This is a genomic window from Pseudomonas sp. HD57-3, from assembly GCF_056113135.1.
In genome coordinates this window covers 2,624,073-2,636,834 of record NZ_CM148568.1, presented here as the reverse complement: position 1 = coordinate 2,636,834, position 12,762 = coordinate 2,624,073, and the positions used below count along the sequence as shown (strand labels likewise).

Genomic DNA, 12,762 nt, shown 5'->3' with positions numbered 1-12,762 from the left:
TCAGACAATGCCGATCACCCCGTCCTCATGCAGTTGCTGCAACAGCGCCAGGCCGCTGTCCATGAACGACACCGTTGCCGGCAACCCCGCCTCCAACGCCAGCCCTTGCAGTTGCTCGCGACCGCTCAGCAACGGGAACTCCTCGATCCGCTGCAACAACCGCCACGCCAGCAGACTCAGCTCGGAAAACTTCACGCTCCAGTCCACCGTTCGCCGAACCAGCAAAAGCGTCGGCTGAGCTGGCGGTGTGGCCGGTTGATGATCCGGCCCGAGCATCTGCACCGGCCAGGTGTACGCTAATGGCCAGGCCAGTGCCGAAACCTGCAACGGCTTCTCCAGCAACTGCGCCGGATCGCTCGCAGGCAAAGGCTCGGCGTCGGACTGCTGCAACACCATTTCCACCCATTCGTAATGCGCCAGTTCGACGAGAAACGCCGGCCATTTTCCGTCGTTCAATACGGCCGGCTCCGAGGCGAGGTAACCGACGAACTCCTCGGCGATCTCGCCGAATTTCGGCGTCTGCGCGCGGTAGTCCCGCAGGAAACCGCGGATCAACGTGCGCCAGCGTTCCTGGCCGATGATCCGGATCAGCACCGGAAACGTACCGCCCAGCAGTTGCGAGACGTTGTTGAACACCAGATCGCGATAGACATTGACCCGCGCCGCGTTCATGTCGGCTGGCGGCGCTTCGTGTTCTGGATCGCGCAAATAGCGGGTCAGGGCCTGTTGTTGCAGCAGAAGATTATCCACGCGAGCCCCCTTCGGCTTGCAGGCGGCGGATGGTTTGCAACTCGGCCACCAGTTCAGAAAACGCCGGGAAATTGAAATCCCGCTCCAGCAAGGTCGGCTGCGCGCCGAATCGCGCATAGGCGTCGGCCAACAACGACCAGACAACTGGTTTGACCGAGGCACCATGGGTGTCGATCTTCAACGTGTCGGACTCGTCGAAATGCCCGGCCACGTGCATCCCGACCACCCGGCCCGGCTCGATGGCAGCCAGAAATGTCTGCGGATCGAAACCGTGGTTGATCGAGTTGACGTAGACGTTGTTCACGTCCAGCAGCAAGTCGCAATCGGCCTCGCGCAGCACGGCGTTGGTGAAGGTCACTTCGTCCATGTCCTGCCGGGGCGCGGCGTAGTAGGAAACGTTTTCCACCGCCAGCCGCCGGCCGAGAATGTCCTGTGCCTGGCGGATCCGTGCGGCGACGTGGTGCACCGCTTCTTCGGTGAACGGCAACGGCAGCAGGTCATAGAGGTGACCGTCATCGCTGCAATAACTCAGGTGCTCGCTGTACAGAGGCACTTTGTGATGATCGAGAAAGGTCCGCACTTCCCGGAGGAAACCGACATCCAGCGGCGCCGAGCCACCGAGCGACAACGACAACCCGTGACAGGACAACGGATACCGCTCGGCCAGGTCGCGCAGCGCAGCGCCGTGGGCACCGCCGACGCCGATCCAGTTTTCGGGGGCGACTTCAAGAAAGTCGAAATCGCCAGTACGTGCGGCCTGCAGGTCTTTCATCAGGCCGCGACGCAGGCCGAGCCCGACACTGGCCTGCAAGGTGGGGTGGGGAATCTGCATGGGCAAGGTCTCTGCTGAGGAGCCGCCGGGCGTGGCGACTGACAGGCTCAGTTAAACTGGCGGGTGTATCGCAGCTGTGTGGGTAATGCGCGGGAAGTGGCGGGATTTGTATCGGAGGTGAGCCTGTACACAATGGGATACAGAACCACTGCCTTCTCCTGAACGGCGAGTTCATCGGTTTAAACCAACTCAAAAACTGCACACACAACCCTGTATATCCAGAGCTTACGGATGACACCTACAGATGCAGACGAAATGCCCTACCTTCGCACGAGAACCAGCTGCGACATCAGGTACTGAAAACACTGCCCAAGATCTCAAACTTACCTGCTCATGGTGGGTAAAAATTGCATTGCAAGGACAGAAAAAGCTCAATAGCATGACTTCCACGCCAGTGCTTCCGGTGAGACGCACTAAGCCTCAGCCGCAATCTGAGGCTTGCTAAAAAACCGCCCCGCAAGGCGGTTTTTTTTCGCCCATCATTTGCTCCAGGCGGACATGGGCCAGCGCTTTGTCTTGGCCTCTTGGCGAGATCGCCCTTAGTCGGATCGTTTCGCATAAGACAGGAACCGTCGGCGAAAAAATCGGGAGCCCACGCTGGAGTGGGAGAACGCACCATGGCGATACGAGCCCCGAAATCCACACAGCCCGCTCCCACCGGCGCCAACAGCGGCTAGACTCAATCAGTACCCAGTCGAGGGGGACGCAGGACAGCAGTGTCGCCCTGCCCGTTTCCACGACCACCGCCCGGTGGTGAATGCCTCGACCCCCAACGCCACCGGACTGTGATCCTGTCAAAGGAGCACATGAAATGGACGAGGCCAGACTCAACGAATTCATGGGCAAACTGGTCAACGACATGGGCGGCGCGGCGATGCTGGCCAATGTCATTGTCGGCGAAGAACTCGGCCTGTATCGGGCAATGGCCGACAGCCAGCCGGTCAGCCCCGAAACCCTCGCTGCAAAAACCACCTGCAATCCGCGCCTGGTGCGCGAATGGCTGAGCGCCCACGCGGCGTCCGGCTACATGGAACACCACGAAGGCAAATTCCGCCTGCCGGAAGAACAGGCGCTGGCGCTGGCCAAGGAAGATTCGCCGGTGTACGTGGCCGGCGGCCTCGGCGTAGTGGCGTCGTTTTTCCATGACAAGGACAAACTGGTCAAAGCCATGCGCGGCAACGGCGCCCTGCCCTGGGGCGATCACCATCCGTGCATGTTCACCGGTACCGAGCGGTTCTTTCGTCCAGGTTACAAGGGGCATTTGATCGCCGAGTGGCTGCCGGCGCTGGACGGCGTGGTGGCCAAACTTGAGGAAGGCGCCAAGGTCGCCGACATCGGCTGCGGTCACGGTGCGTCCACGGTGATCATGGCTCAGGCCTATCCCAACTCGCGGTTCGTCGGCTTCGACTATCACGCGCCTTCGATCACCGTTGCCACCCAAAGGGCCGAAGAAGGCGGCGTCAGCAGTCGCGCGCGGTTCTTCCAGGGCACGGCGAAAAGCTATCCCGGCGATGACTATGACCTGATCTGCTATTTCGACTGCCTGCACGATATGGGCGATCCGGTCGGCGCTGCCAAACATGCCTTTGAATCCCTGAAAGACGACGGCACGGTGCTGCTGGTCGAGCCGTTCGCCAACGACACCCTGGACGAAAACATCACGCCGGTCGGGCGCTTGTTCTATGCCGCGTCAACGTTCATCTGCACGCCAAACTCGCTGTCCCAGGAAGTGGGACTCGGTCTCGGTGCGCAGGCGGGCGAGTCGCGCTTGCGCAAAGTGTTTACCGAAGCGGGCTTCAAACACTTCCGGCGGGCGACGCAGACGCCGTTCAACCTGATTCTGGAGGCGCGTAAATAACCGCCCCACGTTACCCGGTCAACAGGACGTGACCGGGTAAACACTTGCTCCCGTCATTTGTCGCCTGGAATGTAACCATTGACGAACCAATGGTATTCACCCTCAAACGCCACCGTTTCCAGCACGACATCCCCCGGCTCGCTTGCAATGGCCTGCAGGACAACTTCAGGTATCACGATTTTGCCGCGTTTGAAGATTAACGCAGGTACCCGGCGGGAGGTGCCGACATCGGCTTTATATGCGTCAGGCACAGGGTCCTGCCTCCATGTGGTTTCTCCGGCTTTGCGTCTGAAAACCAGATTGTCTCGCATGGAAAACTCATTCATGACGCTTGTGTCGAACAAGGGGCTGCTGGTCAAGGCTCTTATCCGTAAAAACAGCGGCAATGCCTGCTCTTTTTCCATTGGAGCCATGCGGACAATCGCATCATCTTCGCGCTTGAATCCTTTGGAATAAGGCGAAGGTGCCCCTAACAGGTGGTCGAGTTTGCCTCGTGAGTCGTGCAAACCATCGCTGACCAACCGCATGGCACTCGCCCCGCCGAAACGCCCGCTGGCCCACTGCTTCTTCATGACTGCATTGAGATCAGACAGATCGTCAGTGCAGTTATTCAGACATGGGGTCTTGAGTCCCATGACTTCGATGATGTTGGTGGCTATTTTGGTAACCTGCGGCCCCGAACCGGAATCGTAGGAATCGCCCAGGTCGGAATGAGCGCCTGGCAGACGAACCGTGAAGATCCGTTTGCCCAGCTCTCTGGACATGTATCCGGCGGCATACCCCTCATACTCGGAATCGTCGTCGATAATTGGATGAAACAGGGTTCGCGTTTCATTCTTTGCCACCAGGTGAAGGCCGAATTCAAGGTTGGGTGGAAACGCAAGGTTCAGCACATCGCCCTGGCCGGTTGCCACGGTATCAATGAGGATTGCCGACGACCAAACAGGCGCGTCAGTGCCTAACACATGCTCCACAGACGCTTCGTAAACCTCATTCAAGAAGTGCTTGGCGGTAGCGGCACCCCGACTGAAACCGATGACCACGACCTTGACCTGAGTCGCCGATGGATTCTGCGCAATGAATTGCTTGAGTTGGGAGAATGCGTCGGCTGCAACACTTCGAGAGCTGAATGCGAAGGCTGCATCCAGGGCGCACAGCCAGCTGTCGGCGCAACCCGGACCGCGAATATAGGCTTTGCGGATCGCCGAGCCCGGGTACTGAACCGGTTTGTCGGCCAGGTTGCCCTCAATCCTGTCAAACAATTGGGCAACAACAGTTTGAGTTTCGCCATCAGGGACTTGTTCGCGGTCGTTGTTGGTTCCGTCGAAACTCATGACAAAGACGATCGTACCGGGCTGTTTGTCATTGACCCTCGGTATCTTTTCCAGAAATCCTTTGGTTGCCAGGACGTTGGTCAAGTCCTCCATGGACGACTGGCTGATCGGGACATTGCGAGAACCTGAGAAAAAACCGCTGCAGCCACTGAGTGCCCCCAACAGGATCAAGGCTCCAAGCGTCCGTCCACCGATTGAAAAGGCATTAAAAGTCACTGGACCTTCCATGATTAAGGAGAGAGAGTTGCATCCATGCAAACCTTTGGTCGGCCTGCAAAACCTGCGTGCTCGCTTATCGGCCGGACACCGGCAAACTTAACGATGCAATATCATCCGCCGCATGGCTGGAGAGCGCTCTGGAGTTGACTGATGTCCCATCAAGACCACCTGAATGAAGTCGAAAGATTCCTCGATCAAGGCGCGTTTCTCGTCCTCACCGGTGCCGGCATCAGCACGCCGTCAGGCATTCCGGACTACCGCGACACCGACGGCGTACGCCGTGGCCGGCAGCCGATGATGTACCAGGAATTCCTCGCCGCCCCGGAATCGCGCCGCCGCTATTGGGCCCGGGCCATGCTCGGCTGGCCGCGCGTGCGCCAGGCACGGCCGAACGCGGCCCATGAGGCGTTGGCCAGTCTGCAAAGCCAAGGGCGGATCGGCGGTTTGATTACCCAGAATGTCGACACCCTGCACGATCAGGCCGGCAGTCACGACGTCATCGAACTGCACGGCAGCCTGCACCGGGTGCTGTGCCTGGATTGCGGTCAGCGCAGCGAGCGGGATTCGATTCAGCACTTGATGGAAACGCAGAACCCGTATCTGGCCGGCGTCGATGCCGTGCAGGCACCGGACGGCGACACCCTGCTCGACCCGGCTTTCGAGGCGCGCTTCCAGGTGCCGCACTGCCCGTATTGCGCAGGCGAGCGGATGAAACCGGACGTGGTGTTTTTTGGTGAGAACGTCGCGCAGCCGACAGCGGCGCGGGCCATGGCGCTGGCGGAAAATGCCGCCGGGATGCTGGTGGTCGGTTCGTCGTTGATGGCGTATTCGGCGTTTCGCCTGTGCCGGGTGATTGCGGATCGGGGCAAGCCGCTGATTGCGATCAATCTGGGGAAGACGCGGGCGGATGAGATGCTGGATTTGAAGATTGAGGGGTCGTGCGAACAGCTATTGCCGCTACTGGCACAAAGCCTCAATGCTCAGCCTTAAGGATGTCGAACAACGCCTGCGCCGCCGCCGACAATTCATTCCCCGGATCCGTCAGCACGCCAATCGCCCGCTCCACCACCGGCTCGTGCAATGTCAGACACCGCGCACCCAATTCGCGCATCTGCCCGGCACACAACGCCGGCACCGCACTGACGCCCAACCCGCTCGCCACCATCCGCCCGACCGTCGCCAGCTGATGGCTTTCAAACTCCACCGGCAGTTTCATCCCTCGGGCCTGCAAGTGTTCCTCCAGCATCACCCGCACCGTGGACGGTCGTTGCAGGGTGATGAACGGTTCCTGCAGCAAGGTCTGCCAATCAATGTCGCTACGGGCGGCCAGCGGCGAATCCTGCGGCACCACCGCAACGAAGCGATCCTTATAAAGAGGCGTGAAGGTCAGCGAGGTGTTTTGCATCGGCTCGAAGGCCACGCCGAGTTCGACCTGGCGATCGCGGACCATCTCCAGCACTTGCTCATTGATCACGTCATTGACCGTGACGTTGACGTTCGGATAACGCGCGCGGAAGGTCTTGAGGATCGGCGGCAGCAGGTTGCCGGCAAACGATGGCATCGCCGCCAGCGTCACCCGCCCGCGCTGAAGGCTGAAGCGCTGGCGTATTTCGTCTTCGGCGTTGTCCCAGTCGGCGATCAGGCGCCGGGCCAGCGGCAGCAGCGATTCGCCCTCCGGGGTCAACGCCACGTTGCGCGTGTTGCGGCTGAACAGACGCCCGCCCAGACCTTCTTCCAGCGCCTTGATGGTCAGGCTCAACGCCGATTGAGAAAGGTGCAGGCGCTCGCAGGCCACGGCAAAGCTCAGGCTCTGGGCCACGGCGAGAAAAGCGCGGATCTGTTTGATGGTCATGAACGATTCACTCAAGGGACTAGGCTGAACACCTCATTGATCGTTCCCACGCTCTGCGTGGGAACGCAGCCCGTGACGCTCCGCGTCACTGGGACGCGGAGCGTCCCCGGAGGCATTCCCACGCGGAGCATGGGAACGATCAACGAAGCCAATTGTTGAGCTTTATCAATTAATCAACCTTAAAAATCAACTTAACAAATATATCCTTCAGCGCGACACTCCAGTCATTCGGCTAGCCAGCCGCCCGACAAACAATAAAAGAGGTGCATATGGCAGGTTTCGACAAGCGCGTGTATTCCTACGAGGAAGCCATGGCAGGTCTTGAAGACGGCATGACCGTGATCGCCGGCGGCTTCGGCCTGTGCGGCATTCCGGAAAACCTGATCGCCGAGATCAAGCGCAAGGGCACCCGCGACCTCACCGTCGTCTCCAACAACTGCGGCGTGGATGGCTTCGGCCTCGGCGTGCTGCTGACCGACCGCCAGATCAGCAAGGTGGTCGCCTCCTACGTCGGCGAAAACAAACTGTTCGAAGAGCAACTGCTCAAAGGCGACATCGAAGTCGTCCTGACTCCGCAAGGCACTCTCGCCGAAAAAATGCGCGCAGGCGGCGCCGGCATCCCGGCCTTCTTTACCGCCACGGGCGTTGGCACTCCGGTCGCCGAAGGCAAGGAAGTGCGTGAATTCCACGGTCGCAAGTACCTGATGGAAGAGTCCATCACCGGCGACTTCGCCATCGTCAAAGGCTGGAAAGCCGACCACTTCGGCAACGTCATCTACCGCCACACCGCCCAGAACTTCAACCCGCTGGCCGCCACCGCCGGCAAGATCACCGTGGTCGAAGTCGAAGAAATCGTCGAACCCGGCGAACTGGATCCGGCACACATCCACACGCCCGGCATCTACGTCGACCGGGTCATTTGCGGCACGTTCGAAAAACGCATCGAACAACGCACCATCCGCAAATAATCCAGGCTGACGGAGAACAAGAACATGGCACTTACCCGCGAACAAATGGCTCAACGCGTCGCCCGCGAAATGCAGGACGGCTACTACGTGAACCTCGGCATCGGCATTCCGACCCTGGTCGCCAACTACATCCCCGAAGGCATGGAAGTCATGCTGCAATCGGAAAACGGCCTGCTCGGCATGGGCCCTTTTCCGACTGAAGACACCATCGACGCCGACATGATCAACGCCGGCAAGCAGACCGTGACCGCGCGCATCGGCGCTTCGATCTTCAGCTCTGCCGAATCCTTCGCAATGATCCGTGGCGGTCATGTCGACCTGACCGTGCTCGGCGCCTTCGAAGTCGACGTGCAAGGCAACATCGCCTCGTGGATGATCCCCGGCAAACTGGTCAAGGGCATGGGCGGCGCGATGGACCTCGTAGCCGGCGCCGACAACATCATCGTCATCATGACCCACGCCTCCAAGGACGGTGAGTCCAAGTTGCTGAGCCAGTGCAGCCTGCCGCTGACCGGCGCCGGTTGCATCAAGCGCGTCCTGACCGACCTCGCCTACCTGGAAATCGAAAATGGCGCTTTTGTCCTCAAGGAACGCGCACCTGGCGTCAGCGTCGAGGAAATCGTCGCCAAAACCGCTGGTAAACTGATCGTCCCGGATCACGTACCGGAAATGCAGTTCGCTGCCGAGTGAGGAATTCGAAAATGCAAGACGTCGTCATTGTTGCCGCCACGCGTACCGCGATCGGCAGTTTCCAGGGATCGCTGGCCACCGTCTCCGCCGTGGATCTGGGCGCAGCGGTCATCCGCCAGTTGCTTGAGCAGACCGGTCTGGACGGTGCTCAGGTCGATGAAGTGATCATGGGCCAAGTGCTGACCGCCGGCGCCGGCCAGAACCCGGCGCGCCAGTCGGCGATCAAGGCCGGCCTGCCCCACGCCGTACCGGCCATGACCCTGAACAAGGTCTGCGGCTCGGGTCTCAAGGCCCTGCACCTCGGCGCCCAGGCGATCCGTTGCGGCGACGCTGACGTGATCATCGCCGGCGGCCAGGAAAACATGAGCCTGGCCAACTATGTGATGCCGGGCGCGCGCACCGGTCTGCGCATGGGTCACGCGCAAATCGTCGACACCATGATCAGCGATGGCCTGTGGGATGCGTTCAACGATTACCACATGGGCATCACCGCCGAGAACCTGGTCGAGAAGTACGAGATCAGCCGCGAGCAGCAGGACGCCTTCGCTGCCGCGTCGCAACAGAAAGCCGCCGCCGCCATCGAGGCCGGCCGGTTTGTCGATGAAATCACCCCGATCCTGATCCCGCAGCGCAAAGGCGATCCGGTGGCGTTCAAGGTTGACGAGCAGCCACGCGGCGACACCACCGCCGACTCCCTGGCCAAACTGCGCCCGGCTTTCAAAAAGGACGGCAGCGTCACCGCCGGCAACGCTTCGTCGCTGAACGACGGCGCAGCTGCGGTCATTCTGATGAGCGCCGAAAAAGCCAAGGCCCTGGGCCTGCCGGTGCTGGCGAAAATCGCCGCTTACGCCAACGCGGGCGTCGACCCGGCGATCATGGGCATCGGCCCGGTGTCAGCCACTCGTCGTTGCCTGGACAAGGCCGGCTGGAACATCGGCCAACTCGACCTGATCGAAGCCAACGAAGCCTTCGCTGCGCAATCGCTGGCGGTGGCCAAGGATCTGCAATGGGATCTGGACAAGGTCAACGTCAACGGCGGCGCCATCGCCCTCGGTCATCCGATCGGTGCGTCGGGCTGCCGTGTGCTGGTTACGTTGCTGCACGAAATGATCAAGCGTGATGCGAAAAAGGGTCTCGCGACCCTGTGCATCGGCGGCGGCCAAGGCGTGGCCCTGGCGCTGGAACGCGCGTAAGCGCAAAGAGGTTCAACAGCGGGCAGTGGATCCACGACATCCATGGCCCGTTGGCAACAAACCCGGTACGACTCACGTCGCACCGGGTATTTTTTTGCCCGGCCGTCAGCCAAATTTCACCAGATTCAGCACCGGCAACGGCCCGCCCGGGAACTGCACCAGTCGTGCACCCACGCTCAACTCACCCAGATCGATACCGAAGAAGCCGAGCTGATCGATCAGCGCACCCACTTCAGCCTTGGCCTGCGGATCATCCCCGGACAGGAACAACACGCGCTTGCCACCCTCCGACGCCGGATCCGCTTCCAGCAATCGCGCCAGCAAATGGTTGAACGCCTTGACCACCCGCGCGCCCGGCACCCACTCGGCGAACACTTCGCTGGAAGGTCGACCCTGCAAGTCCACCGGTTTGAACGATGGCGCTTCAATCGAGTTGTTGGCGTCGATGACGATCCGCCCGCCGAAGTCCGGCAGCCCGGCCAGTGCCGTCGGCAGTTTCGACCAGTTCACCGCGACCAGCACAATGTCCTGGGCCGCCGCTTCTTCACGGGTAACGGCACGGGCAGTCGGGCCGAGTTCTGCGACCAGTTCAGCCAGGGTCTCCGGCCCGCGACTGTTGGCGATGACCAACGGGATGCCCTGACGCGACAAGGCTTTGGCAAACGCTGAACCGATGGCGCCAGCGCCGATGATTCCGATAGTGCTCATGGTGTTCTCCTCAAAGTGGGGTAAGACTCGAAACGAATCTTGCGCTTGCCATTCCCACTTGATTAGCCGGCAATGCCTTGAATGATCTTCAAGCATCGCTATCAGGTCGAAACCATGGAAACCCTCGCCAATCTTGAATCCTTCGTCCGCAGCGCCGAGACCGGCAGCTTCTCTGCTGCTGCGCGGTTGCTGGCGCTGACGCCGGCGGCGGTCAGTCGCAACGTGGCGATCCTTGAGCGCAACCTCGGCGTGCGGCTGTTTCAGCGCTCGACCCGCAAGCTGTCGCTGACTGAGGCCGGTGAAGGTTTTCTGGCGAGCATCGGCGGCAACCTCGACGCCTTGCAGGCAGCGATTGCAACGGTAGCGACCGAGCGCAGCGAGCCGGCGGGTGTGCTCAAGATCAGCCTGCCGCCGACATTCGGCATCGATCACATGCTGCCGCTGCTGCCAGAGTTTCTGGCGCGTTATCCGCTGATTCGCCCGGAATGGCACTTCGAAAATCGTCAGGTGGATCTGATCGCCGAGGGCTACGACGTGGCGATTGGTGGCGGCTTCGAACTGACGCCCGGCGTGGTCGCCCGGCCATTGTCGTCCGCCGAAGTGCTGGCGGTGGCGTCGCCGGCGTATCTGGCCGGCCGCACACTGCCGCGACATCCGGCTGATCTCGCCGATCACCACGGCATCGTCATGCGCGGCCTGCGCACCGGACGCCTACGCCAATGGCAGATGCACAACGAAGCCGGCGAACAGGCCAGCGCCCTGCTCAACCCGAACATCGTCCTGAATGACCCGATGGCCATGCGCAAGGCTGCGCTGCTGGGCTTGGGCGTGACGATGCTGGTGCTGCCCGATGTCAGCGCGCAGATCGAACGCGGTGAACTGGTGCGGCTGCTGCCCGACTGGCAATGCGATGCCGGGGCGATTTCGCTGTACTACCCGAGCAGAACCTTGCTGCCGGCCAAGACCCGGGTGTTCATTGATTTTGTGGTCGAGGCGTTTGGCCGTTAGGCCGCTAGCTGCAGAATCAGCCACGCATTCGCGCCGCTGATCACCACAAACAATCCCCACGCGAGAACCTTGGTTGGCAACCGATTCACAAACGGTCCCATCAGTTGCTTGTCGTTGGTCATGCGAATCAGCGGATACAGCGCAAACGGCAGTTGCAGGCTCAACACCACCTGGCTCAGCACCAGCAACTTGCCCACCGCGCCGTCGCCCATCAGCCACACGCCGATGAATGCCGGGATCAGCGCCAGCCCGCGGGTGATCAGGCGCCGCTGCCAGCAAGGGATTCGCAGGTTCAGATAGCCTTCCATGATCACTTGCCCGGCGATGGTGCCGGTGAAGGTCGAACTCTGCCCCGACGCCAGCAGCGCCACGCCGAACAGCACGCTGGCCAGCGCGCCGCCCACCAGTGGGTCGAGCAAGTGATAGGCGTCCTGGATGTCGACCACGTCGGTGTGTCCGGACTGATGAAAGGCTGCCGCCGCGAGAATCAGGATCGCCGCGTTGACCAGCAACGCCAGCGCCAGCGAACCAATGGTGTCGATGCGCGCCAGTTTCACCGCGTCTTGCTTGCTGGCCAGATCCTTGCCGATCAGTCGCGTCTGTACGATCGAAGTGTGCAGGTAAAGATTGTGCGGCATCACCGTGGCCCCGAGGATGCCAATGGCCAGATACAACGGCGCGGCATCGCTGATCGCCGACAGCGACGGTTTGAAGCCTTGGGCGACGTCCGGCCAGTACGGTTTGATCAGCAACAGCTCGACGAAGAAACACGCGCCGATGGTGCCTACCAGCACCAGCATGATCGCCTCGAGCCGGCGGAAACCACGGTTTTGCAGGGCCAGCACCAGCAACGTATCGAATGCGGTCAGGGCGATGCCGAACGTCAGCGAACAGCCCAGCAACAGGTGAAACGCCAGCGCACAGCCGAGCACTTCAGCCAGGTCAGTGGCAATGATCGAGATTTCCGCCAGCACCCATTGCAGCCGCGCCGTCGGAGTGCTGTAGCGTTCGCGGGACAACTGCGCCAGATCGCGTCCGGTGGCGATGCCCAATCGCGAGCACAGGCATTGCACGACCATGCCCGCCAGACTCGCCAGCAACACCACGAACAACAGGCTGTAGCCGAAGCGCGAACCGGCCTCGATGGCGGTGGCCCAGTTGCCCGGATCCATGTAGCCGATCGACACCAGCAAACCGGGGCCGGCAAAGCGCAGCACGCGTTTGAAGAACGAGGCGTTGGGATCGACCGGGACACTGCCGGCCACCTCCGGCGGGCAGAACGGCGCCGTGGCGATTTTGGGCAAGCTGAATTTCACGCACACATCCAGAAACAAGTCGAAAGACGCAGCT

At 61.1% G+C, this 12,762-nt stretch carries 12 protein-coding genes; 6 read left to right on the top strand and 6 right to left on the bottom strand.

Annotation, left to right across the window (positions count from 1 at the left end; all coding sequences use genetic code 11):
* Nucleotides 1–750 carry an HvfC family RiPP maturation protein gene (locus AC0R79_RS11840; protein WP_127797611.1) on the bottom strand — a complete coding sequence of 250 codons (750 nt, stop codon included), beginning with the start codon at nt 748–750 and terminating at the stop codon, nt 1–3.
* Entirely contained in the window at nt 743–1,582 is an 840-nt protein-coding gene (locus tag AC0R79_RS11835) for an HvfB family MNIO-type RiPP peptide maturase (RefSeq protein ID WP_474734512.1), read from the bottom strand. The genes AC0R79_RS11840 and AC0R79_RS11835 overlap by 8 nt, the downstream gene beginning before the upstream one ends.
* Nucleotides 1,583–2,393: 811 nt before the next feature.
* Between AC0R79_RS11835 and AC0R79_RS11830 the strand changes: the two genes are divergently transcribed.
* Nucleotides 2,394–3,440 (top strand): class I SAM-dependent methyltransferase, encoded by a 1,047-nt coding sequence (locus AC0R79_RS11830; protein ID WP_474734510.1) that lies wholly within the window; start codon nt 2,394–2,396, stop codon nt 3,438–3,440.
* Nucleotides 3,441–3,493: 53 nt separating this feature from the next.
* Here the strand turns inward: AC0R79_RS11830 and AC0R79_RS11825 are convergent, their stop codons facing one another.
* A complete protein-coding gene (locus tag AC0R79_RS11825; RefSeq protein ID WP_375746680.1) occupies nt 3,494–4,990 on the bottom strand; it encodes a DUF2235 domain-containing protein in 1,497 nt (498 codons plus the stop codon).
* A gap of 153 nt (nt 4,991–5,143) precedes the next feature.
* Here AC0R79_RS11825 and AC0R79_RS11820 point away from each other — a divergent pair, with 153 nt between their 5' ends.
* On the top strand, nt 5,144–5,983 hold the full coding sequence (locus AC0R79_RS11820) for an NAD-dependent protein deacetylase (RefSeq protein ID WP_375746678.1): 840 nt from the start codon (nt 5,144–5,146) through the stop codon (nt 5,981–5,983).
* Here AC0R79_RS11820 and AC0R79_RS11815 read toward each other — a convergent pair.
* Entirely contained in the window at nt 5,967–6,845 is an 879-nt protein-coding gene (locus tag AC0R79_RS11815) for a LysR substrate-binding domain-containing protein (RefSeq protein WP_474734508.1), read from the bottom strand. The genes AC0R79_RS11820 and AC0R79_RS11815 overlap by 17 nt on opposite strands.
* Before the next feature lie 269 nt (nt 6,846–7,114).
* On the opposite strand from AC0R79_RS11815, the gene AC0R79_RS11810 reads away from it, so the two are divergent.
* Genes AC0R79_RS11810 through AC0R79_RS11800 form a run of 3 tightly spaced genes read left to right on the top strand, consistent with a single transcriptional unit; the run spans nt 7,115 to nt 9,696 of the window.
* Nucleotides 7,115–7,813, top strand: coding sequence for a CoA transferase subunit A (locus tag AC0R79_RS11810; protein ID WP_007956274.1), 699 nt, complete (start codon nt 7,115–7,117; stop codon nt 7,811–7,813).
* 24 nt (nt 7,814–7,837) lie between these two features.
* Nucleotides 7,838–8,503, top strand: a complete 666-nt coding sequence (locus tag AC0R79_RS11805; RefSeq protein WP_007956272.1) for a CoA transferase subunit B — start codon at nt 7,838–7,840, stop codon at nt 8,501–8,503.
* An 11-nt stretch (nt 8,504–8,514) separates the two neighbouring features.
* Nucleotides 8,515–9,696 carry an acetyl-CoA C-acetyltransferase gene (locus tag AC0R79_RS11800; protein ID WP_285357989.1) on the top strand — a complete coding sequence of 394 codons (1,182 nt, stop codon included), beginning with the start codon at nt 8,515–8,517 and terminating at the stop codon, nt 9,694–9,696.
* 105 nt (nt 9,697–9,801) lie between these two features.
* On the opposite strand, the gene AC0R79_RS11795 is transcribed toward AC0R79_RS11800, so the two are convergent.
* Nucleotides 9,802–10,404 carry an NADPH-dependent F420 reductase gene (locus tag AC0R79_RS11795; RefSeq protein WP_474734507.1) on the bottom strand — a complete coding sequence of 201 codons (603 nt, stop codon included), beginning with the start codon at nt 10,402–10,404 and terminating at the stop codon, nt 9,802–9,804.
* Between the two features lie 114 nt (nt 10,405–10,518).
* Here AC0R79_RS11795 and AC0R79_RS11790 point away from each other — a divergent pair, with 114 nt between their 5' ends.
* The gene (locus AC0R79_RS11790) at nt 10,519–11,412 is read left to right on the top strand and encodes a LysR family transcriptional regulator (RefSeq protein ID WP_474735094.1); all 894 of its coding nucleotides are present in this window, start codon (nt 10,519–10,521) and stop codon (nt 11,410–11,412) included.
* On the opposite strand, the gene AC0R79_RS11785 is transcribed toward AC0R79_RS11790, so the two are convergent.
* Nucleotides 11,409–12,728 carry an Nramp family divalent metal transporter gene (locus tag AC0R79_RS11785; RefSeq protein WP_007956264.1) on the bottom strand — a complete coding sequence of 440 codons (1,320 nt, stop codon included), beginning with the start codon at nt 12,726–12,728 and terminating at the stop codon, nt 11,409–11,411. The genes AC0R79_RS11790 and AC0R79_RS11785 overlap by 4 nt on opposite strands.
* Nucleotides 12,729–12,762: the final 34 nt, after the last annotated feature.

Bases quoted from the DNA above. Each gene is read 5' to 3' on its own strand.
- AC0R79_RS11835 (WP_474734512.1), bottom strand. From the start codon at position 1,582: ATGCAGATTCCCCACCCCACCTTGCAGGCCAGTGTCGGGCTCGGCCTG.
- AC0R79_RS11830 (WP_474734510.1), top strand. From the start codon at position 2,394: ATGGACGAGGCCAGACTCAACGAATTCATGGGCAAACTGGTCAACGAC.
- AC0R79_RS11820 (WP_375746678.1), top strand. From the start codon at position 5,144: ATGTCCCATCAAGACCACCTGAATGAAGTCGAAAGATTCCTCGATCAA.
- AC0R79_RS11815 (WP_474734508.1), bottom strand. From the start codon at position 6,845: ATGACCATCAAACAGATCCGCGCTTTTCTCGCCGTGGCCCAGAGCCTG.
- AC0R79_RS11810 (WP_007956274.1), top strand. From the start codon at position 7,115: ATGGCAGGTTTCGACAAGCGCGTGTATTCCTACGAGGAAGCCATGGCA.
- AC0R79_RS11805 (WP_007956272.1), top strand. From the start codon at position 7,838: ATGGCACTTACCCGCGAACAAATGGCTCAACGCGTCGCCCGCGAAATG.
- AC0R79_RS11800 (WP_285357989.1), top strand. From the start codon at position 8,515: ATGCAAGACGTCGTCATTGTTGCCGCCACGCGTACCGCGATCGGCAGT.
- AC0R79_RS11795 (WP_474734507.1), bottom strand. From the start codon at position 10,404: ATGAGCACTATCGGAATCATCGGCGCTGGCGCCATCGGTTCAGCGTTT.
- AC0R79_RS11790 (WP_474735094.1), top strand. From the start codon at position 10,519: ATGGAAACCCTCGCCAATCTTGAATCCTTCGTCCGCAGCGCCGAGACC.